This is a genomic window from Paenibacillus piscarius, from assembly GCF_022234545.1.
GTDB classification, from domain to species: domain Bacteria; phylum Bacillota; class Bacilli; order Paenibacillales; family Paenibacillaceae; genus Paenibacillus_AQ; species Paenibacillus_AQ piscarius.
The window spans coordinates 46,444-66,459 of sequence record NZ_JAIEUI010000027.1; the positions used below are offsets into that span (position 1 = coordinate 46,444).

General features: G+C 48.2%; 20 protein-coding genes. 17 read left to right on the forward strand and 3 right to left on the reverse strand.

Features of this window, described 5'->3' with window-relative positions; all coding sequences use genetic code 11:
- Positions 1 to 22: 22 nt before the first annotated feature.
- Together K1558_RS28910 and K1558_RS28915 are read right to left on the reverse strand one after the other, a co-directional pair.
- Positions 23 to 859: a carbohydrate ABC transporter permease gene (locus tag K1558_RS28910; RefSeq protein WP_238655478.1), complete on the reverse strand. Its 837-nt coding sequence runs from the start codon at positions 857 to 859 to the stop codon at positions 23 to 25.
- Positions 860 to 904: 45 nt separating this feature from the next.
- Positions 905 to 1,786: a carbohydrate ABC transporter permease gene (locus K1558_RS28915; RefSeq protein WP_238655436.1), complete on the reverse strand. Its 882-nt coding sequence runs from the start codon at positions 1,784 to 1,786 to the stop codon at positions 905 to 907.
- A 186-nt stretch (positions 1,787 to 1,972) separates the two neighbouring features.
- Between K1558_RS28915 and K1558_RS28920 the strand changes: the two genes are divergently transcribed.
- From K1558_RS28920 to K1558_RS28975, 13 genes are all read left to right on the forward strand, one after another.
- On the forward strand, positions 1,973 to 2,536 hold the full coding sequence (locus K1558_RS28920) for a GbsR/MarR family transcriptional regulator (protein WP_238655437.1): 564 nt from the start codon (positions 1,973 to 1,975) through the stop codon (positions 2,534 to 2,536).
- A 173-nt stretch (positions 2,537 to 2,709) separates the two neighbouring features.
- Positions 2,710 to 2,871: an Lrp/AsnC ligand binding domain-containing protein gene (locus K1558_RS28925; RefSeq protein WP_238655438.1), complete on the forward strand. Its 162-nt coding sequence runs from the start codon at positions 2,710 to 2,712 to the stop codon at positions 2,869 to 2,871.
- Positions 2,868 to 3,002, forward strand: coding sequence for a hypothetical protein (locus tag K1558_RS32930; protein ID WP_274529065.1), 135 nt, complete (start codon positions 2,868 to 2,870; stop codon positions 3,000 to 3,002). Before K1558_RS28925 ends, K1558_RS32930 begins: the two co-directional genes overlap by 4 nt.
- Before the next feature lie 141 nt (positions 3,003 to 3,143).
- The gene (locus K1558_RS28930) at positions 3,144 to 3,446 is read left to right on the forward strand and encodes a LiaF transmembrane domain-containing protein (RefSeq protein ID WP_238655439.1); all 303 of its coding nucleotides are present in this window, start codon (positions 3,144 to 3,146) and stop codon (positions 3,444 to 3,446) included.
- A 47-nt stretch (positions 3,447 to 3,493) separates the two neighbouring features.
- A complete protein-coding gene (locus K1558_RS28935) occupies positions 3,494 to 4,171 on the forward strand; it encodes a PspA/IM30 family protein (protein ID WP_238655440.1) in 678 nt (225 codons plus the stop codon).
- 4 nt (positions 4,172 to 4,175) lie between these two features.
- Positions 4,176 to 4,655 carry a PspC domain-containing protein gene (locus K1558_RS28940; protein WP_238655441.1) on the forward strand — a complete coding sequence of 160 codons (480 nt, stop codon included), beginning with the start codon at positions 4,176 to 4,178 and terminating at the stop codon, positions 4,653 to 4,655.
- A gap of 1 nt (position 4,656) precedes the next feature.
- Positions 4,657 to 5,364 carry a PspA/IM30 family protein gene (locus K1558_RS28945; RefSeq protein WP_238655442.1) on the forward strand — a complete coding sequence of 236 codons (708 nt, stop codon included), beginning with the start codon at positions 4,657 to 4,659 and terminating at the stop codon, positions 5,362 to 5,364.
- A 181-nt stretch (positions 5,365 to 5,545) separates the two neighbouring features.
- Positions 5,546 to 6,193 carry a cell wall-active antibiotics response protein LiaF gene (gene liaF, locus K1558_RS28950; RefSeq protein ID WP_238655443.1) on the forward strand — a complete coding sequence of 216 codons (648 nt, stop codon included), beginning with the start codon at positions 5,546 to 5,548 and terminating at the stop codon, positions 6,191 to 6,193.
- Positions 6,194 to 6,228: 35 nt separating this feature from the next.
- Complete coding sequence (locus K1558_RS28955) at positions 6,229 to 7,263, forward strand: sensor histidine kinase (RefSeq protein WP_238655444.1); 1,035 nt, start codon at positions 6,229 to 6,231, stop codon at positions 7,261 to 7,263.
- Between the two features lie 15 nt (positions 7,264 to 7,278).
- Positions 7,279 to 7,938 (forward strand): response regulator, encoded by a 660-nt coding sequence (locus K1558_RS28960; protein WP_238655445.1) that lies wholly within the window; start codon positions 7,279 to 7,281, stop codon positions 7,936 to 7,938.
- A gap of 157 nt (positions 7,939 to 8,095) precedes the next feature.
- Positions 8,096 to 8,920 (forward strand): YwmB family TATA-box binding protein, encoded by an 825-nt coding sequence (locus K1558_RS28965; protein WP_238655446.1) that lies wholly within the window; start codon positions 8,096 to 8,098, stop codon positions 8,918 to 8,920.
- Positions 8,921 to 9,176: 256 nt separating this feature from the next.
- Positions 9,177 to 10,727, forward strand: a complete 1,551-nt coding sequence (gene zwf / locus K1558_RS28970; RefSeq protein ID WP_238655447.1) for a glucose-6-phosphate dehydrogenase — start codon at positions 9,177 to 9,179, stop codon at positions 10,725 to 10,727.
- 289 nt (positions 10,728 to 11,016) lie between these two features.
- Positions 11,017 to 12,603: a peptide chain release factor 3 gene (locus K1558_RS28975; protein WP_238655448.1), complete on the forward strand. Its 1,587-nt coding sequence runs from the start codon at positions 11,017 to 11,019 to the stop codon at positions 12,601 to 12,603.
- 72 nt (positions 12,604 to 12,675) lie between these two features.
- Here the strand turns inward: K1558_RS28975 and K1558_RS28980 are convergent, their stop codons facing one another.
- Complete coding sequence (locus tag K1558_RS28980) at positions 12,676 to 12,912, reverse strand: small acid-soluble spore protein SspI (protein WP_238655449.1); 237 nt, start codon at positions 12,910 to 12,912, stop codon at positions 12,676 to 12,678.
- A 110-nt stretch (positions 12,913 to 13,022) separates the two neighbouring features.
- Between K1558_RS28980 and K1558_RS28985 the strand changes: the two genes are divergently transcribed.
- The 4 genes from K1558_RS28985 to K1558_RS29000 all read left to right on the forward strand — a co-directional run bounded on the left by K1558_RS28985 (position 13,023) and on the right by K1558_RS29000 (position 20,006).
- Positions 13,023 to 13,730: a potassium channel family protein gene (locus K1558_RS28985; protein ID WP_338019743.1), complete on the forward strand. Its 708-nt coding sequence runs from the start codon at positions 13,023 to 13,025 to the stop codon at positions 13,728 to 13,730.
- A gap of 25 nt (positions 13,731 to 13,755) precedes the next feature.
- On the forward strand, positions 13,756 to 14,553 hold the full coding sequence (locus K1558_RS28990) for a TrmH family RNA methyltransferase (RefSeq protein ID WP_238655451.1): 798 nt from the start codon (positions 13,756 to 13,758) through the stop codon (positions 14,551 to 14,553).
- Positions 14,554 to 15,825: 1,272 nt separating this feature from the next.
- Positions 15,826 to 17,931 (forward strand): ATP-dependent nuclease, encoded by a 2,106-nt coding sequence (locus tag K1558_RS28995; protein WP_238655452.1) that lies wholly within the window; start codon positions 15,826 to 15,828, stop codon positions 17,929 to 17,931.
- Positions 17,913 to 20,006, forward strand: a complete 2,094-nt coding sequence (locus K1558_RS29000) for a UvrD-helicase domain-containing protein (protein WP_238655453.1) — start codon at positions 17,913 to 17,915, stop codon at positions 20,004 to 20,006. The genes K1558_RS28995 and K1558_RS29000 overlap by 19 nt, the downstream gene beginning before the upstream one ends.
- Positions 20,007 to 20,016: the final 10 nt, after the last annotated feature.

Consider the following 20,016-nt stretch of genomic DNA (forward strand, 5'->3'; position numbering starts at 1 on the left):
TCTTGGTTAGTAATATGGGATTTCAGCCCTTGCTTGAACCTGCGGTCATGTTGACACTTTGCATAATGGTCCGCTGAGCCAGCAGGAAGACAAGCAGCAGCGGGGCAATCGTGAAGGCGCTGGCGGCCATGATGAGCGGCCATTTCAGCCCGTAGGCACCCCCTTCCACGAAGAAGCTGCGCAGGCCGGCCGAGACCAATTGCAGACTGGAGTCCTTGGTAATGAGCATCGGCCAGAAATAATTATTGTACTGGTCAATGAAGGTAATTAGCGCCAGCACGGCGAACGAGGAACGGGTGACCGGCACCAGCACCGTCCATAGAATCCGCAGATGCGAGGCACCATCCACTTCTCCGGCCTCCACCAGCTCATGCGAGACCTGGAGGAAGGCTTGTCTGATCAGGAAGATCGAGAAGATGCTCACAGAGTTGGATAGAATCAGGCCCGCATAAGAGTCGAGCAGGTGCAGCTCCGACAGGACCAGGTAGCCGGGCAGGTAGACCGCCGTTGCAGGAACCATATATCCGAACAGGATGACTCCGCCCAGCACACCCTTTAGGCGAAACTTCATATGCGTCAGCGCATAAGCCATCATCCCGGAATTAAGAATCTGTAGAATGACGATCGAGACCGCGACAAAGATACTGTTGCCCATATATCTGGCGAACGGTGCCTCATTCCAGGCGGCAGCGAAATTTCCCCACAAGGGCACCTCAGGCCAGAGTGTGGGCGGGGAACGCCAGATTTCATCATTGGTTTTGAGGGCGCTGGTGACCATCCAGTAGAACGGGAAAGCCATCAGGAGCGCTAGTGCGGCAAAAAAAATCTGGCGGACCGGTCCGCCGAGACGGCTTGGCATACGCAAACGGTAAGACCTCCTCGCAGAAAATTAATTTTGCTTCTATTAATAGTGAGTCGCCCGTCTGCTGATGCCAAAGGACAACACGGACAGCAGCATACAGATGATGACCAGTACGACAGCGACAGAAGAGGCTTCCCCAATCTGGAAGGATTCAAAAGCAGACTGATAATACAAATACAGCAAAGTGCGCGTAGAGCCGGACGGGCCGCCCTGGGTCAGCACATTAATCTGGTCATAGGCCTGGAGCGTTGAGATGAGCTGAACTACGAACAGGAACAGGGTGGTCGGCGAGATCAGCGGCCATGTAATCCGCAGGAACTTCTGCACCGGACTTGCCCCGTCCAGCTCTCCGGCTTCCAGCAGATCAGCGGGCACATTCCGCAGCGCCACCAGATAGAAGATCATCGCCCAGCCGACCGACTTCCAGATCGTCACCAGCAGGACGCCGGTTAAGGCCCATTTGGGGTCCTGGAGCCAGCCGATGGAATCCAGACCGAGGAAGTTCAGGACGGCATTAGCCAGACCCGCTTCCGGCTCATAAATCCAGGACCAGACAATAGATACCGCAACGGTAGGCGTAACCCAGGGCGAGAATAACAGAATCTGATACAGTGCAGAACCTTTGAGCCTTTTGTTCATCAGCAGGGCCAGGCCCAGTCCGAGCAGGATAACCGGCAGCACACTGCCGATGCAGAAGAGCACAGTCACTTTCAGAGCCTTGTAAAAAGCCGGGTTACCGAGCAGATCGGTATAATTCTGCAAGCCCACAAACGTTTTTTCCGGGCTCATGAAATCCCATTCCGTAAAGCTGAGATACAGCACATACAGCAGCGGCGCAAGCCAGAACAGGACGAACGGAACCATGGCCGGCAGAGTGAACAGCAGGGGCGTTAGCTCGCTTGTAAGCTTTGAACGTCGTTTCATTTTCCTCCCGATTCTCCATTTCATCCACATGGGTTGATGCAGTATAATGCAGAGGACAGTGCCTCTGTTCAAAAAAAATTGTACACTCAAGGAACAGACCTATGGTCAAGCGGGAGTAAAGCCCGTTCGGAATTTGTGTAAAATTTGCAAAGCGAATAATCTATCCGGAAGTGAGGCGATTAATGGATGAGGCAGGCCGCATTTGGTGAGGATAACCCGCAACGTTCGCCACGGGAGCAGTTGCTTGGCCCGGTAATCGATGCCATAGCGCAGACGATGGATTTATATGGAGCCAATTATTCGTTCGGGCAGCTGTATGGGGTGATGTTCTTCGAGGACAAGCCGATGACGCTGGAGGAAATGAAGCAGGTGATGAATATGAGTAAAAGCAATATGAGCTACGGCGTCCGCTCCCTGATTGCCTCCCGGATGGTGACGAAGCTGCCGGAGAAGCGTGAGCGTAAGGAGTTGTATGCAGCGGAGACCGATTTCTTCCAGGCCTTCCGTAACTTCTTCACCCTCAAGCTGCAGCGGGAGATTGATGTTATGCAGGAAGCGATGGGAGCCGCGGTTCCCAGCCTCCAGGCACTGGCCCGTGCGGCGGACACGCCTGAAGCGGAGCGGCAAGCCTGCCTTAAAGATCTCGAGAAGCTGGAGCACGCGGCCGAATATTATGCCTGGCTGCAGCGGTTCGTGGAGGGAATTGCAGAAGGAACTGTATTCAGCGGGGAATTGCCGGGAAGGGAATAGCCGCCGCCAAGCATCTGCGCTGCTGCGCACGAGGTGCCAAACTCAATTGTTCTCTCAAACGGTGGTCTTATGGATGAACTGGATGTCAAAATTCTGAAGCTGCTGGAGGGGAAAGGGAGGCTGTCCCACGAAGAGATCGGGTAGAATGCCAGCGGATGACGGGTGAATGGTGCATGCTGCTAAAGGTTAGGGTGACTTCACCGGAGGTGCTTACGCTGCTGCTTGATGAGATTCTCCGCATACCAGATATTAAGGAAACCTCGACGACGTTTATTTTATCTACATTGCCCTATTGTCCGTTTATTTATTTTGGGGAGGCACCTATGTTGGTATGAAAATTGCCATCGAGACGATGCCGCCCTTTCTGATGGCAGGAGTCCGCTTTTTTGCAGCTTACCCTGAATACCCTGACCGCTGCCGTGATCATTATCGGGGCAGTGGTATTGGTGACTCTTTTCCGTGGTAAGGCCCGCTGAGGGAGTGGTCCTGCACCCATCCCCGACTAAGGTCCAGTACATAAAACCGTCCGCAGTCTGTTTTGGAAGATGCGCGATTGCTCTAGAATAAGGGTATAAGAAAGAGAGCAGCGAAAGGCGGTGAGAAAATAATGCAAAGTAACAAAGGTAACGGACTTGCTATTGCGCTGATTGTCATTGGAGCAGTTATGCTGCTTGGGGTGCTGCCTCATCTGATCCACGGTATCTTCGGCATCCTGTTCCCGGTATTGCTGGTGGTTCTCGGATACTACGGCATTCGGAGCGGACGCAAAATTATCGGCTGGGTAGTAATGTTCATCGGGATCATGACCCTGATCTCCAAGCTATCCTGGATCATCGGTCCACTGCTCGGAGTCGCTCTTGTGGTATGGGGCATCTCGGTACTCAGAGGCAAACAGAGCAGAACATATTAATCACTAGGCCCTATACTTATTAAGAAGCAGGGAGGGAGCAGGAAATCATGAGTGTTTTTCGCAGAATGAGAGACATTACCGTAGCCAACTTGAATGAACGCCTGGAGCAGAGCCAAGATCCTGTGAAGCTGATTGATCAATTTCTATACTCAACCCGTGAAGAGATAGCTGAAGCTGAGAGGCTGTACCAGCAGTACGCTTCCCACACGAAGCAATTGCAGACTCAGGTGAATCAGGCGACAGCGATGAGAGACAAACGTGAAGAGCAGGCGCTCCTGGCACTTAAGGCCGGCGAAGATCATCTGGCTAAGCTGGCATTGCAGGAGAAAATTATCCATGAAGAGAAGCTGGAGCAATACAGCGGGCTGCTGGAAACCAGCCGCCAATCGCTTTTCGAGCTTGAGAGCCAGCTGAATGAACTGAAACTGGAGTATCAGACCGTATACAGCAAGCGCCAGTTCTATGCAGCACGAATGGAATCGCTGCGGCTGCAGCAGCGCATGAATCAGCGGGCCAGCGCTTACGGCGGCGGTGATGTTCCCAAGATGTTCGGACGTCTGGAAGACCAGATGAACGACTGGGAGCTCGAAGCCAAAAGCCTCAGCGACTTACGGAAGATGGGTCAGGAGTATATGGTGCAGGCCGGTGAGACGGTAGCAACTGTCCTCGAAAGAGAAATGGCCCGTCTAAAGGAGAAGCTGAACAATGATGGCAGAAAGGAGTAGCAGTATGACCCGATTGTATCGTTCAACAAGAGACAGGGTAATGACAGGGCTGGCAGGCGGTTTGTCCGAGACTCTCGGTATCGACTCCACGCTGTTCCGGATTCTGCTGGTGATCAGTATTCCTTTTACCGGCGGAGCGTCTATCCTGGTGTATTTCATCGCAGCACTGGTTATTCCCAAGGAGCCTATCCAGTATAACCCGTTCGGGCCTGGTGCTCCCGGCGGACCTTATGGCGGACCATACGCCGGCGGACCTGAGTATGGCCGCGGACCACAGCCGCCTCACCACGATCCGCAGGGATATGGCCCTTACGGCGGCCAGCGGGGATATCATCCCAACCCCGGTTATGACAAGGCTGCTGCCCATGCGGCTCCGGATTCCGGTCTGGATGCCATGATGAAGGACATTGAGAAGAAGGCACTGCAAAAAGAAGTGGAAGAGCTCAAACAAAAACTTTCTAAGTACGAGAAGGGAGAAGTGTAAAATGGGAGTATTTAAACGGATTAAAGATATGACGAAGGCATCGGTCAACGATATGCTGGATAAGGTGGAGGACCCGATTGTAATGCTTAATCAGTACCTGCGCGATATGGAAGCCGAGATTCATGAGGCAGAAGTAACCGTAGCGAAGCAGATGGCTAATGAGCGCCGCATGAAACAGCGTGTGGACGAAGCAGCCAAGGTAGCCGGACAACGTGCGGCCCAGGCTGAGCTGGCCCTGAAGAACGGGCAGGAAGAAGTAACCCGCAAGCTGCTGGAGGAGAAAATCTACTTCGACCAGAAGTTCACGGAATACAGCGACCTGCACGCACAGGCAGAAGTTCAGGCCAAGGAATTGGTACAGCAGCTCCATGACATGAAGGATGAGTTCTACAAGATGCGCAACAAGCGCAATGAACTGGTATCCCGCGCTCAAATGGCCAAAGCCAAGAAGCAGATGTCCCAGATCAGCAGCGTACATTCCATCGAAAGCGGAAGTGCATCCCTTGGGTTCCACCGTATGGAAGAGAAGATCATGCAGCTTGAAGCTGAAGCTGATGTCATGCGTGCTCCGTATAGCCCTTCGGCATCCGCATATGCTAAGCCGGTAGATCCTGAGAAGGAGCTGAAGGTGGAGGAACAGCTTGCCGCCCTCAAGAACAAGCTGAACTCCGCTTCGGCCGCCCCTGCCCTTGATAAGAAAGATAAATAATCCTGGTTCCTAAAGACCACCCGGATATGATATGCTGACCTAAGGTAAAGCCATACGGTATGGATCCTCCATACCGGTATGGCTTTTGTAGCGGATGAAGTGATCTGTATTGCTGCTGTAAGCTAAGCCGATGCTAATGAAGCCTGTCTTGCTTAAGGCACAACGACAAGGAGGTGCGGGTATGGATAAACGGAACCGTCTGATTGCCATCGGATTGATTGGTGCAGGCTGCTTGATGATTTTTGGCAAATGGCTGGGCTTCTTCTCCATCGTCGCGCTCCTGCTGCTGCTGCTGGGGGTCCACCGGATCACCTCCGGCAAGGTGAAGCAAGGCTACAGGCTCATGGGTGTCGGTGCGGTGCTGCTGCTGCTGGACCATCTGCTGCTGGTGCTGGGAATCTGCCTGATCTCGCTGGTGATGTTCTTCATGAAATCGAAGAGAATGCAGCGCAGAGCCGGGTTCATGCAGAAGCAAAGCTTCTCTTCGCGCTTCGACTGGGATCTCTCGCCGTGGGTGATGCGCAGCCTGAGCGCCTGGCATGTGCTGGGTGAAGCGGATGTGGATCTGTCGCTGGCCATGGCGGAGGAGCAGGAGACAATGATGCTGTTCCAGGGGATTTTTGGCGATGTGGATATTCTGCTGTCTGAGGATTACGGGGTGGAGATTGAGGCATTCGTGCTGTTCGGCTCTATCGAGTCCGGCAGCCACCGCGATACGGGAATGCTGAACCGGCTGAACTGGAAATCGCCCAATTATGACCGCAGTGAGCAGAAAGTGAAATTTAATATCTCCTATCTGATGGGGGATCTGGACATACGTTTACCTTAAGAGCAGGATAGACATAGAGAAGGGAGGCCCCCGGAATGGGCAAAAAAAGCAGCAACATGGTTACGCGCAGTATGGGCGAGGGGGCTTTGTTCTCTCTGGTCATGCTGCTCGTAATTACATATATTATGTATACATATGGACTGCTCCAGCCCTTCGAGAACTGGAAGGTTGGTGTGAGGACAGCACTTACGCTGATCCTGCTGCCGGTCGCCTTCGGCGCAGGATACGGCTTCTATCAGGGCTTCCGCAGCAAGCGGAAGCTGGAGCTGCTGCGGGCCACGCTGGTATCCTGGGAGAAAGGCAATCTGAACCCGGCGATGCCGGATCTTGGCAGCGACGAGTTGGGGCGGCTTGCGGAGCAGCTGGGCAGGATCAGCGGCAAGTGGGAGAATCAGGTGAACACGCTGCAGCGGCTGTCCACCAACAATGCGAAGCTTGCCGAGCAGTCACGGGTGACCGCGATTATCGAGGAGCGGCAGCGGCTGGCGCGTGAGCTGCATGATGCGGTCTCGCAGCAGCTGTTCGCCATCTCAATGACGGCCACGGCGGTCGGCCGGACGCTGGAGAAGGACTTCGATAAGGCGCAGAGGCAAATAGCGCTGATTGAGGAGATGTCCGCAGTAGCCCAGTCGGAGATGCGGGCGCTGCTGCTGCACCTGCGCCCGGTGTATCTGGACGGCAAGGGGCTGGAGGAAGGACTGCGCGAGCTGATCAAGGAACTGAAGATCAAGGTGCCGATTGATATCGTGTTCGAGATGGATCAGGGCGTACAGCTGCTGAAGGGCGTCGAGAATCATCTGTTCCGCATTGTGCAGGAGGCGATCTCGAATACGCTGCGCCATGCCAAAGCGGAGAAGATGGAGATCCGCCTGCACCGCCGCGGCGATACGGTACGGCTGACACTGCGTGATGACGGAATCGGCTTCGAGTTGGATGAAGCGAAGCAGACATCCTACGGACTGTCGAATATGCAGGAGCGGATTACAGAGATCGGGGGCTCCATCCAGTTCATTACTGCCCCCGGTAAAGGCATGCGGATTGAAATTACAGTTCCGGTAGTTAACGAATAGGGGGGCAGGAAAGCGATGGAAGTCGAAGAATCAGAAGCAATCAAGGTTCTGCTGGTGGATGATCATGAGATGGTGCGGATCGGCCTAGCTGCGGTGCTTGGCACCGAGGATGGGATTGAAGTGGTAGGCGAAGCCGGAAGCGGTGAGGAAGGCATCCGCCTGGCCCAGGAGTATAATCCGGACGTGGTGCTGATGGATCTGGTCATGGACGGAATGGACGGCATCGAAACGACCCGGCAGCTGCTGAAGCTGTATCCCGAGTGTAAGGTGATTGTGCTGACCAGTTATTTGGATGATGAGAAAATGTATCCTGTGATCGAAGCCGGGGCGTTCAGCTACCTGCTCAAGACCTCACGGGCCAGCGAAGTGGCGGATGCCATCCGCGCGGCTGCAAGAGGCCAGTCGGTGCTGGAGTCACAGGTGGCCTCTAAGATGATGAACCGGTTCCGCTCCAACGCCAAAGGCGAATCGCCGGCGTACAAGGAGCTTACCGAACGCGAGATGGAAGTACTGAAGCTGCTGGCCCAGGGCAAATCCAACCAGGATATTGCCGATCAATTAATTATCGGAATCAAGACCGTGAAATTCCATGTCACGAATATTCTCGCCAAGCTGGATGTGGAAGACCGCACCCAGGCGGCTATTTATGCATATAAGAACGGATTGGCAGAATAGGCCCTAGTAATCAAGTGAAGCACCTTTCGTAGAGTCTGGTCCCGCAAGGGATTAGGAATCTGTTGAGGGTGTTTTTTGTATCTGCGGGTATATCCTTCTCTCAATTAGGCTACCCTGTCTAGTAGATTACTAGAACGGGTTGAGAGGGCGATGCGGAATGAGTAAGCAACGGCAGAGCAAGGGGATACTGATTCTGGCAGGGATATGTGCACTGGCGATTGTGCTGAGCGGCTTCCGCAGTGTTGCGCTTGCAGGCGCAGGCGGAGATTCAGTACAGAAGGCCGCCGCTGCAAATACTGTGCGTAACGAAGCTGCAACGGCGGGGCTCCAGGATTCGCTTGCTCTGTTGGCTGAGCTTGGCCGTGAGGCTTCCGCACCAGGAGCTCCGCTTAAGCTCGTCTTCAAATGGCAGGGAGAATACAGCGGCGGGGCGCAGGCAGATACCGTTGTGCAGAGCCTGGTTAACCGGCTCGGGCTTGGTCAGGTCAGCCGTACCGAGGAAGACGGGCATCTGACCTTGCGTTCCACAGCAGAGCTTGGCGGAGATGCACGGCTCTCCTTGTTCTGGAGTGAGCTGGACGGCGGACGCAGCTACTGTATTGTCACTTTGGCGGCGGCAGATTTTGCCGGCTCGCCAGAGCTTCCGTCCGCAGCGTCAGACGCCGGACAGGCATTACAGGAAGCTGGGATTGCTGCGGAGTGGAATGCTTCATTGCAGGCTCCGGCGAAGGCGCAGAATGGGCCGCAGTCAGCGCTTCTTGCCGCAGAGCAGGTATTCGCCGCGCAGCTTCCGGGTATCCATGCCGAGGAGAAGTACACGGACGAGACTACAGCAAGCCGTTCCTACAGTGTGCCTGGCCTTACACGTACGGTCAACAGCGGCAGCCATAGCCTGGCTCTGCAACTGGCAGTGCACAGAGATGTGAATGAAGATAAGAACCGTATTACCATCGGTATGCCTTTAATCACCGTAGAATATTAAAGCGAGTGTGGAGCAGGGCTTCACGTTGCAGAGCCTGGGGGATGGCAGTATAATAGCGGTAACATAAGCAGGAGCTGGGCAAGGTATAAGCAAGAGTAATAGAAAATTGCGAAATCCCGAGAGAAACTGTCAGGAATGTGATAGCATCCTTTGTCCAATTATGATAAAATGATATCACGCCGTTATGTGCGTTTTGTTTCATATCCGGCGTTGAGAATGAATGTCAACTATATTACATACAGAGAGATGAGGAGCCATGGCTGAAAATCAAACCCTTGATGCACTGCATACACCTGGTGCTGTATTCTTTATCTTCGGGGCAACCGGAGATCTGGCGCGGCGCAAGCTTTTCCCAGCGATTTACAGTTTGTACCGTGAAGGCAAGCTGACTCATGATTTTGCGGTAGTTGGCGTGGCTCGGCGTCCCCGTACCCAGGATGAATTCCGGGAAGATGTGAAGGAATCCATCCGCGAGTTCTGCCGTTATCAGGCAGGAGATGCTGCGGAATGGAACGAGTTCGTGCAGCATTTCGAATACAAGTCCCTGGACATCAATAATATTGACGGATTCCGTGAACTGAACGAACAGACGGAAGCGCTCGAAGAGAAATTCAATATTCCGGGCAACCGGATGTTCTATCTGGCGCTGGCGCCGGAGCTGTTCGGCAGTGTCTCCTTCAACCTGAAGGCAGGCGGTATGCTGCAGGCCAGAGGCTGGAACCGTCTGGTGATTGAGAAGCCGTTCGGCTACAATCTGGAATCCGCAGAGGAGCTGAACAAGCAGATCCGCCAGGTGTTCGAGGAAGAGGAGATCTACCGGATTGACCACTATTTGGGCAAGGAAATGGTACAGAATATCGAAGTGATCCGCTTCGCGAATGCCTTCTTCGAGCCGCTGTGGAACAATAAGCATATTGCCAACATTCAGATCACTCTCGGTGAGACGGTCGGTGTAGAAGAGCGCGGCGGGTATTATGACCATGCCGGAGCGCTGCGTGATATGGGCCAGAACCATATGCTGCAGCTGCTGACCATGATTGCTATGGAGCCGCCAAGCCGTCTGCTGGCTGAAGATATCCGTGATGAGAAAGTGAAGGTCCTGCGTTCGCTGCGTCCTTACGCCTCTGCTGATGAAGTTCGTGAGAATGTAGTCCGCGGCCAATATACTCAAGGCCTCTACAAGGGTAAGACCCTTCCGGCTTACCGCCAGGAAGACAAGGTGGACCCGGAATCGAATACGGAGACGTATTTCGCTGCCCGCGTGTTCGTCGACAACTTCCGCTGGGCGGGAGTTCCGTTCTATATCCGTACAGGCAAACGCCTGCCGGTGAAGACAACAGAAGTGGTTGTCGAGTTCAAAGGAATGCCGACTAATGTCTACCTCGGCCAGAAGCATAAGCTGGAGCCGAACCTGCTCGTCATCCGCGTGAATCCGATGGAAGGCATCTATGTGAAGATCAACGCGAAGAAGCCGGGCTCGGAATCGGACATCCAGCCGCTGGCGATGGATTTCTGCCAGAGCTGCCTGGTCGGCATCAACTCGCCGGAGGCTTACGAGCGTCTGCTGCATGATGCGGCACGCGGCGATTCCACCTACTTCACCCGCTGGGATGAAGTATCCTCAGCCTGGTCCTTTGTGGACCGCATCGCCCAGACCTGGAAGGAAGACAACAATGATCTGGCTTCCTACCCTGCGGGCTCCTGGGGTCCGGTCGAAGCTGATCAGCTGCTTGCCGGAGACGGCTTCCACTGGTGGCCGGTTAACGGTCAGGATGAAGATAATGTGGTCTGGCAGGTTAACCGATAAGCCTACAATAGGATAATAATGAAGATCCCTCTGCGGTGCAGGGGGATTTTTTTACGGAGGAGACCATTTTTGTAGATAATCTCTGCCGGATTTTGCTATACTGAGAAGGATGCTTTCGACATACAGCTTTCTAAGCCTAGAGCTAGAGATGATCCTATAGACGGTATGATAAGGTTAATGTACGGTGAATCCCTACGGAAAGGATCTGAATCCATGAAGAGTCGTCCGATTTGATCGAATCCGGCATTGGAGCAGAAGCAGGAATTTTATAGATGAAGGGATATGTGTAATGAATAAAGCAACGGACCATAAGCTTCAGAGTGAAGTAGACAAGCGCAGAACCTTTGCGATTATTTCCCACCCGGATGCGGGGAAAACAACATTGACTGAGAAGCTCCTGCTCTTCGGGGGCGCGATCCGCCTGGCGGGTACCGTCAAAGCCCGTAAGGCCAGCAAGCACGCGACCAGTGACTGGATGGAAATTGAAAAGCAGCGCGGAATCTCTGTAACTTCTTCCGTGATGCAGTTTGATTACGAGGGACACCGGGTGAACATTCTGGACACTCCGGGTCACCAGGATTTCAGTGAGGACACCTACCGTACCTTAACGGCAGCCGACAGCGCGGTCATGCTGATCGACGTAGCCAAGGGGGTCGAAGCGCAGACCATCAAGCTGTTCCAGGTCTGTGCGAAGCGCGGGATTCCGATCTTCACCTTCATTAACAAGCTGGACCGTGAAGGCCGCAGCCCGTTCGAGCTGATGGAGGAACTGGAGAATGTGCTGGGCATCCGCTCGGTGCCGATGAACTGGCCGATTGGTATGGGCCGCGAGCTGTGCGGTGTATACGACCGGATGAAGGATCAGGTGGAGCTGTTCCAGGGCGACGACCACTCGGTGATCAAGGTAGAGAAGGTTGAGGATTACAATGACCCGATCATCCGCGAGATGGCCGGAGAATATCTGCATGACCAGCTGTGCCAGGACCTGGAGCTGCTGGATGTAGCGGGTGACCCGTTCGATTACGAGAAGGTGCTGCGCGGGGAGCTGACGCCGGTCTTCTTCGGCAGCGCGATCAATAATTTCGGGGTGCAGACGTTCCTCGACAACTTCCTGGAGCTGGCACCGAAGCCGGAGCCGCGCCGCAGTACCGTGGGTGCCATCGAACCGACGAATGAGAAATTCACCGGCTATGTATTCAAAATCCAGGCCAACATGAACCCGGCACACCGCGACCGCATTGCCTTCCTGCGCATCGTGTCCGGCAAGTTTGAGCGCGGCATGAGCGTGAAGCATGTACGGGCCGGCAAGGAGATCAAGCTGTCCCAGCCGCAGCAGTTCCTGGCCCAGGACCGGGATATCGTGGAGGAAGCATATCCGGGTGATATTATCGGCCTGTTTGACCCGGGCATCTTCCGTATCGGCGATACGCTGAGTCAGGCAGGCGAGATGGAATTCGATGAGCTGCCGACGTTCTCGCCGGAGATTTTCTCCAAGGTCAGCATTAAGAATGCCTTGAAATCGAAGCAGTTCCAGAAGGGGATTGACCAGTTGACCGAAGAGGGCATGATCCAGGTGTTCCGCACGGTGAACTTCGATGACATTCTGCTTGGGGTAGTCGGACAGCTCCAGTTCGAGGTATTCGAGTACCGCATGAAGGGTGAGTACGGCGTAGATGTTCAGCTTCAGCGCATGAACTACCAGTTCGCCCGCTGGATCGTGGATGAGAATAAGCCGGATGCCAGTAAGTTCCGGATCAACTCTACACTGGTTACGGACAAGAAGGGCAATTATGTGGTGCTGTTCGAGAACGAATATGCTATGCGGACAGCGATGGAGAAGAATCCGACGGCCAAGTTCCTGGAGACGGCTCCCTAAAATGTGCAAAACCTCCGCATCACTGTGCAGCAGCACGGTGGTGTGGAGGTTTTTTTTGCCGGGAGGGTCTCTCTAAGAGGTGATTGACCCTGGGGTGAGCTTCTCCAGATGTCTGTGCAGCATGGACAGAACGCGGTCCCGCTTGGCAGGCTCGAGATCCTTCCAGATCATCTCAAAGATGACACCCAGTCCGGGAAGCGCCGCTTCCGGCCCGTCTACGGAATTCTCGATGACCTCCCGTAGACCTTCTTCCGTCTGGCCATGCACTTTGTGGATGATCGCCTGGCGCAAATCGATGGTGACTGGCATAATCGGCCTCCTTACATTGGTGTGCTCAGGTAGCATCCTGAATCTTGAATGCGCAGCCTGTCTATAAGGTGCCCTGAGGACATGCCGAACATTCAAGTTTGTACCGGCTTATGCTATACTGTGGGATATGCTTACATGTAGACGGAGGTACGGAACCAATGGCCAAAAAACAATATGCGATCATCGGCATGGGACGCTTCGGATCAAGTGTAGCCAAGGCGCTTAGCGGCATGGGCTATGAGGTGCTTGCGATCGATGCGGATGAACAGCGCACCCAGGAGATCTCTAATATCGTGACGCACGCCGTATCTGCGGATTCTACGGACGAAGAGGCGCTGCGCGCGCTGGGCATCCGTAACTTCGATGTGGTCGTGGTCGCGATTGGCGAGGATATCCAGGCCAGCATTCTGACCACGCTGATCCTGAAGGATCTGGGCGTGCCTGCTATTGTCGCCAAAGCTAAAAGTGAGCTGCACGGCAAGGTGCTCGGTAAAATTGGAGCAGATAAGGTGATCTACCCGGAGCGGGACATGGGGATGCGGCTCGCGCATCATCTCGCCTCGCCGAACATCCTGGACTATATCGAGCTGTCGCCGGAATACAGCATTCTGGACATGAAGGTTTCCGGGCCGATGCTCGGCAGGAATCTGCAGGAGCTGGATATACGCGCCAAATACGGCTGCAACGTTATGGCCATCCGTCGTGGGGACGAGATGAACATCTCCCCGAGAGCGGAGGACCGCCTGACCGACGGGGATGTGCTGGTTATTGTCGGGCGGAAGGACAACCTGACCAAGCTGGAGATGGCTTATCAATAGAGAAAGACAAGAAAGGCTGGAACCTATGGAAATTATGTCGCCGCAGAACACGCGGGTGAAGGAATGGGCCGGACTGCAGGAGAAGAAGCACCGTGACCGGTCCGGCAAATATATCGTGGAAGGCATCCATCTGGTGCAGGAGGCGCTGCTCGCGGAAGCGGAGGTGGAATGCCTGGCGTATGATCTGGACAAGGGAATGCCGTCTGAGCTGAAGCCGCTGCTTCAGGCCGTTCAGGGCATGGAGGTCATCGGCGTGTCGGCGGCGGTGATCGCCAAATGCAGCAGCACGAACACACCGCAGCCAGTGTTTGCAGTCCTGCGCAAGGAGCAGCAGGGCCTGGAGGCTCTGCTGGCCAAGCCGGACAGCCTGGTGGTTGTGCTGGACGGGGTCCAGGACCCCGGCAATGTGGGGACCATCATCCGCAGCGCGGATGCGGCAGGTGCAGACGGGGTCATTCTCGGCCAAGGCTGCGCCGACCTGTTCAACCCGAAGACCATCCGGTCCACGATGGGCTCCATGTTCCATCTCCCGGTGGTGGAGGGAGAGCTGGGCACGATTCTGCCGCAGGCCCGGGAGCACGGTGCGCTGCTGATCAGTACCTCGCTGCAGGGGGAGGATTCCTGCTATACGCATGATTTTCACGGCAGCCAGTGGCTGCTGATCGGCAGCGAAGGCAAGGGGATCTCGCCGGAGACGGCTGCGCTGGTCGACAAAAGCATCATCATCCCGATGGCCGGCCGCGCCGAATCGCTGAATGCCGCGATGGCGGCGACGATATTGCTGTTTGAGGGGATGCGGCAGCGGGGGAGTTACGTTAGGTAAGGACTTTTCGTGTGAGTTGTAAGTCATCTTGTCAACGTTTGTAACGTAGTTTGTCACTGGTTTGTAACGATTTTTTGGCATAAGAATTAAGTCCTGATGGTCAAGAAACCCTTGATTTATCAGGGATTTTTAAAGATGTGACTGGGCAATATCAAAGGTGCTCTGAATGACCAAAATTGATTTTCGGTATAAAAGCTCGTGAAACTTTTGTTAGCACAAATCGGAGTGTGGAAGCGGCTGAGAGTTGGGGACTAGAGGCGTCAGACTCCGCGGTGCAAATGTCTGGCGCTTTTTTACTCATTTTATAGGGATTAAGGGAGGAACTGCATTTGATAAAAGAATGAGCAGTTATAGAACATAGCAAATTCTTCGGCACAGCTATCTTCAAAACCCTCTCAACTATTTATTAATGAGTAGACAAATATGATATTTTTGGATAATATAATTAATAACCGAATATTTTAATTGGAGAAGCACTTCAGTGTAGGCATAGAATATGCCACATTGAGGTGCTTTTTTATTCGAAATCTATATAATTGAAGGAGCGATTTTTAATGGATATTAAAATGGAAGAATTTATTCTAAATACTGTCGTACTGATGGTCTACGTAGGTCTTATAGTGTCAGTTCACAAGTATTTTGAAATGCACGGGTACACATTTTTTACTGTAATGATGTTTCTGAGTTTCGCATATGTAAAAGGTAAAATCATTCCATTTTCAAGTGTATGGCGGCAGGTAAAGCTAGCAATAAATAAAATCAAGTAATCTGTGTTTTAGAGAATAACTTCTTTCATGAAAAAATGTTAGAAAAACAGCACTAAGTTAAGGTTGATATTTTAAGAATTACCTTTAGATAGACTATTTGTCTAAGAGCCATGAGATTAACTTTAATAATACTGGCGCCTATTCCAGAGCTTAGGGATATGCGCTTTTTTATTTAGTTGTTTCTTTAAAAATGTAATCATTGAATATTTATATAACGATCACAGAAAAAGCTAGCTATAATATATCCTTGTGGTCGTTATGTAAGACAAGATTTGCTTCGTAAGATTAAGTTATTAGATGTATGAAAATAATCCATTATATAATAAAATTTATAAAAAGGTAATTAAAGGGCATAACCCTGAATTTTAGGGCTTTATCCGTTTGATTTTATAAGTTGATCTTTCATATGGGAAAAAATATATAGAATGTAACTGAATATAATTCTCTATTGATATACAATGAGATGGAAGAGTCAGAAACGAGTAATCTAATTGGAGGTTAGGAAATGAGACTAATCAATGTTGAGGTTAAAAACTATCGATTGCTTCATAACTTAAGTGAAGCTAATAATGTTCAAATAGACCCAAACACTACACTAATTGTAGGGAAAAATAATTCTGGAAAAACATCATTTACAAACATTTTCAATATGTTCCTAAGGCAAAATGGAAAGTTTGAATGGTCCGATTTTTCCTCAAACTCCCATTCTGAATTTAGAAAAATGTATCAGAATTATTGCCAGTCTAAAGAACAAGAAAATGAAGAAGATTTTTTTAAAAACTGCCCTTTAGATAACCTTTCAATTGAAATGTTGTTAACTATTGAATATAGCGATCAGGATAATTGGAGTAATATTAGACCGTTACTAACATCCTTAGATGATTCAAACCAATTAAAGATTTTATTTTCGTATGCACTGGAACAACCAGAGGAATTTTTTCAACAACTCCATAAGTTGAAAATTAAAAATAATGAGAAGGATATTATTGAACATGTAGAAAAGATCTTTGAGAGTTACTTTAAGTTTGTGATTCGCCCATACGATAGGAATGTAGACACGTCAGTCATCAATATTACAGATATAAAGAAAATTATTGGAACAACTTTTATTGCTGCACAAAGAGAAGTTGATGATGGGAATTCTAAAGGTAGCACAAAATTATCCTCTGTGTTTCAAAGGGAATATCGAAATAGGTCAATAAAATCAGAAAATAAAGAAGACCAGGAATTAGAATTAAATGCTTTAAATGAAGAAATAATTAATGCTAATAGTGGCATTGATAAAAAATTGGACGATTTTTTTAGAGAATATATTAGCTCTTATGCTACTTTTGGGTATCCCAATTTACAGGATTCAGAGCTTAAGTTGAAAGCAAATATGACTGTAACGAATTTATTTCAAAGTATTAGGCTTTTCTATAAAGATAGTGACCACATGTTACCTGAAAAATATAATGGCCTTGGATATAGTAATTTAATTTATATCATATCTGAAATACTTAGTTTTAAAGCAATGATTCAAGAGAATGGGACTGATCTAAACTTAATCTTTGTTGAGGAGCCAGAAGCACACATGCATCCTCAATTACAGAGTATTCTTATACAAAGAATTAATTATTTTTTGGAAGTAAATAAAATTAATGCTCAGGTTATAATTACTACTCACTCATCACACATTGTTTCAAACTCAAGTTTTGAAAGTATCAGATATTTCTTTAGAAGAAATAATAAGTGTGTAGCCGTTAAAGATATGATGAAGTTTTCTGTTAGTAATCAAACTGGTATTAAAGATGAAGAAGATAATGAATATGATGTTGATACACTTCAATTTTTAAAGAGATACATAACTTTGGTGAAATGTGACATGTTTTTTGCTGATAAAATTGTGATGATTGAGGGACTTTGCGAAAGATTGCTTATGCCAATGTTTTTTGAAAAGGTAGATACAATCCTTCAAACCAAAAAGCCTATGATTAAAATATTGTCCGAACAATATATATCGGTAATTGAAGTGAATGGAGCATATATGCATAAATTTAAAGATTTTCTTGAATTCTTAGAGGTAAAAACTTTAATTATTACTGATATAGACTGTTGCATTAATTCAGAGGTTAAAAAGGATGGGATTGTTCAAAAAAACTCGAATGGTAGTGTGAAAACAAGATTGAAAAAAAATGAGGTGATTATGGAACAGCTTTCTAAGTTAGTGACAACTAACCCGACGCTTAAGGAATGGATTCCTGGATATGTGGCAATAGACGATCTGCTAAAGCACACTGTAAAAAAAGAACATGCTAAAATCTTTGTTGCTTATCAGAAAAATGTGTTGCACGATCCTGATAAAGTGAAGTGCGGAAGAACTTTTGAAGAGGCATTTATAATTGATAATGCTAAGTTTATTTTTAATAATAAAGGCTTAATGAGCAGTATTTCAAATCATATTCGTCCTTTTTCAAGTGCAGAGGATATATGGAATAATTCTTATAAAATTTATGATTATATAGACAAAAATGATAAAAAATCTAATTTTGCATTTGATTTGATGTATTTAAAGGAATGGAACGTTCCTTCATATATCGAGGAGGGGCTATCATGGCTAGCATCGGAGTAGTCGATCAGGTATACGAATGCATTGATAATAGCGAAAGTTTTATCATTGAGGCTGGAGCTGGAAGTGGGAAAACTTGGACCTTAGTAAAAGCGTTAGAGTATATTATCCAGAAGAAAGAAAGACAATTTCAAAAGCAACATAGAAAAGTGGCTTGTATAACTTACACTAATGTTGCAAAAGAAGAAATAATTAGTCGTATTAATGGAAATGAAATTGTTGAGGTTAAGACCATTCATGATTTTCTTTGGAAGATAATACAGCCATTCCAAAAAGAACTTAAACAAGAACTCCTTTTGTATATAAACTCTAAAATTCAAAAGAATTTAGAAATTTTAAGTAAATCAAAAGAAACAACCCAAAAATTTAAGGATGCTCGTGACGAGAATGAAAAGTACCAAGAACGAATTGACTCATTAACGAAGCTGAAATCTAGAATTCAATATAAAGATAACGCCAATTATAAAAAAGGTATTATTTCGCATGATGTAATGCTTGAACTGAGTATCAATATAATAAACAATAACAAAAAGTTATTAAAGATAATTCAAGATACTTATCCGGTAATCTTCATTGATGAGTATCAAGATACAAAGTCAGCAGTGGCTAAACTCTTATTAGAACATATAAAACCATCTACAACCATTTTATTCGGATTATTTGGGGACTATTATCAGCAGATTTACAATGGGACAATAGGGAGGGTAGATGCGGATCGTCATAAATTCAAACCTATTTTGAAAAGCGAAAATTATCGTTCCTCAGATGTGATTATATCACTCCTTAATAGAATTCGAACAGATAATTTGGAACAAATACCCTCGGGCACTGAAAAAGAAGGGAAAAGCCACTTCTACTACGTTAATAATCGAGAGCTGGATACTGAAAAATTTATTAAAGAACGTATTAGTTTGGATTTTTCCTTAAATGTTTCAGATAATATGAAGAAACTATTCCTCGTAACTAAAGCGATTGCCAAAAAAAATGGTTATATTGAATTACATGAGTTATATGATGAAGACGACAGTGCAGCATACAAAGTGGGGCAAATCAAATCTGGTTTTATAGGTATGCTCCGTTCAAAAAAGCGAGATGTTAACCAGATATCAAAAATAATATTTGAAATGCTTCCTACAGAAACTCAAATAGCTATTGATAATGGGAGTTTACAAAATAATGATGATGAATTTATTGATGCTTTTAATAAGTGTATCGTAAAAAATAAAAAGTTTAATGAGTTAGAAATATTTGAAGATTCAATCGTTCAGTCGTTTGAGAAGGTTCATAAAAGCGAAATTAAAAATAGAATGTTACTTGAAACATATTATCCAGGATTATTTTCCAAGTACATCTTATCAAGAACAAGAAGAGCAAAAAGCAAGGACATGCTGCTTAAAAATGCATCTAATAGAGATTGCATTTTTGCAAACTTTTTATTTGATATTGAGGAAATTATTGAATTATATCAGACTAATAAGGTTCAACATCTACTTAAAAAGACAGCATTTGAGCTTAACAATATTAAAGATAAATTGAGATTAAATGAACTAGTATTGGAACTGATTTCTTTAACTGATAAAGGTAAGATCTCTGAAGTGTTTGATTTTGTTAATGATAATCGAATACTGGAGTATTCCAACAAATTAAAAGAAGCATTTAATAACGAATCTATGAAAGACTCATTTTATGATGATCTTATGGAACTGGAATATATACAATTTAGATTATTGCATAAAACTGTAAAAGATACCTCTCCATTTTCAACAAACCATGGAACTAAAGGTGCAGAGTTTAACAATGTAGTATGTTTTATCGATGATAATGATTGGAATTCATACAGTCTAAATAAGTATTTAGAGGGGCGTCCAGATATAGGGGCTATTATTACCAACAATTTTGATGTACAGACAAGAACAAGAAACCTATTTTATGTTATATGCTCTCGAGCAAAGCATAATCTGGCTATCGTCGTTATGTCTGAAATGTCTTCGAAAAGCATTGATGAAGCCAAAAACTTATTTGGTGAGGAGAATTTCATTGATTGTTCTGCAGGGCAACAGCATTTACAATCGAGTTAAGTATTACTCT

What these genes read in the sequence shown, in the direction of transcription:
- K1558_RS28915 (WP_238655436.1), bottom strand. Translation starts at nt 1,786, where the DNA reads ATGAAACGACGTTCAAAGCTTACAAGCGAGCTAACGCCCCTGCTGTTC.
- K1558_RS28990 (WP_238655451.1), top strand. Translation starts at nt 13,756, where the DNA reads ATGGAAATTATGTCGCCGCAGAACACGCGGGTGAAGGAATGGGCCGGA.
- K1558_RS28975 (WP_238655448.1), top strand. Translation starts at nt 11,017, where the DNA reads ATGAATAAAGCAACGGACCATAAGCTTCAGAGTGAAGTAGACAAGCGC.
- K1558_RS28995 (WP_238655452.1), top strand. Translation starts at nt 15,826, where the DNA reads ATGAGACTAATCAATGTTGAGGTTAAAAACTATCGATTGCTTCATAAC.
- K1558_RS28985 (WP_338019743.1), top strand. Translation starts at nt 13,023, where the DNA reads ATGCTATACTGTGGGATATGCTTACATGTAGACGGAGGTACGGAACCA.
- K1558_RS28910 (WP_238655478.1), bottom strand. Translation starts at nt 859, where the DNA reads ATGCCAAGCCGTCTCGGCGGACCGGTCCGCCAGATTTTTTTTGCCGCA.
- K1558_RS28920 (WP_238655437.1), top strand. Translation starts at nt 1,973, where the DNA reads ATGAGGCAGGCCGCATTTGGTGAGGATAACCCGCAACGTTCGCCACGG.
- zwf (WP_238655447.1), top strand. Translation starts at nt 9,177, where the DNA reads ATGGCTGAAAATCAAACCCTTGATGCACTGCATACACCTGGTGCTGTA.
- K1558_RS28935 (WP_238655440.1), top strand. Translation starts at nt 3,494, where the DNA reads ATGAGTGTTTTTCGCAGAATGAGAGACATTACCGTAGCCAACTTGAAT.
- K1558_RS32930 (WP_274529065.1), top strand. Translation starts at nt 2,868, where the DNA reads ATGAAAATTGCCATCGAGACGATGCCGCCCTTTCTGATGGCAGGAGTC.
- K1558_RS28955 (WP_238655444.1), top strand. Translation starts at nt 6,229, where the DNA reads ATGGGCAAAAAAAGCAGCAACATGGTTACGCGCAGTATGGGCGAGGGG.
- K1558_RS29000 (WP_238655453.1), top strand. Translation starts at nt 17,913, where the DNA reads ATGGCTAGCATCGGAGTAGTCGATCAGGTATACGAATGCATTGATAAT.
- K1558_RS28930 (WP_238655439.1), top strand. Translation starts at nt 3,144, where the DNA reads ATGCAAAGTAACAAAGGTAACGGACTTGCTATTGCGCTGATTGTCATT.
- K1558_RS28980 (WP_238655449.1), bottom strand. Translation starts at nt 12,912, where the DNA reads ATGCCAGTCACCATCGATTTGCGCCAGGCGATCATCCACAAAGTGCAT.
- K1558_RS28940 (WP_238655441.1), top strand. Translation starts at nt 4,176, where the DNA reads ATGACCCGATTGTATCGTTCAACAAGAGACAGGGTAATGACAGGGCTG.
- liaF (WP_238655443.1), top strand. Translation starts at nt 5,546, where the DNA reads ATGGATAAACGGAACCGTCTGATTGCCATCGGATTGATTGGTGCAGGC.
- K1558_RS28960 (WP_238655445.1), top strand. Translation starts at nt 7,279, where the DNA reads ATGGAAGTCGAAGAATCAGAAGCAATCAAGGTTCTGCTGGTGGATGAT.
- K1558_RS28945 (WP_238655442.1), top strand. Translation starts at nt 4,657, where the DNA reads ATGGGAGTATTTAAACGGATTAAAGATATGACGAAGGCATCGGTCAAC.
- K1558_RS28925 (WP_238655438.1), top strand. Translation starts at nt 2,710, where the DNA reads ATGCTGCTAAAGGTTAGGGTGACTTCACCGGAGGTGCTTACGCTGCTG.
- K1558_RS28965 (WP_238655446.1), top strand. Translation starts at nt 8,096, where the DNA reads ATGAGTAAGCAACGGCAGAGCAAGGGGATACTGATTCTGGCAGGGATA.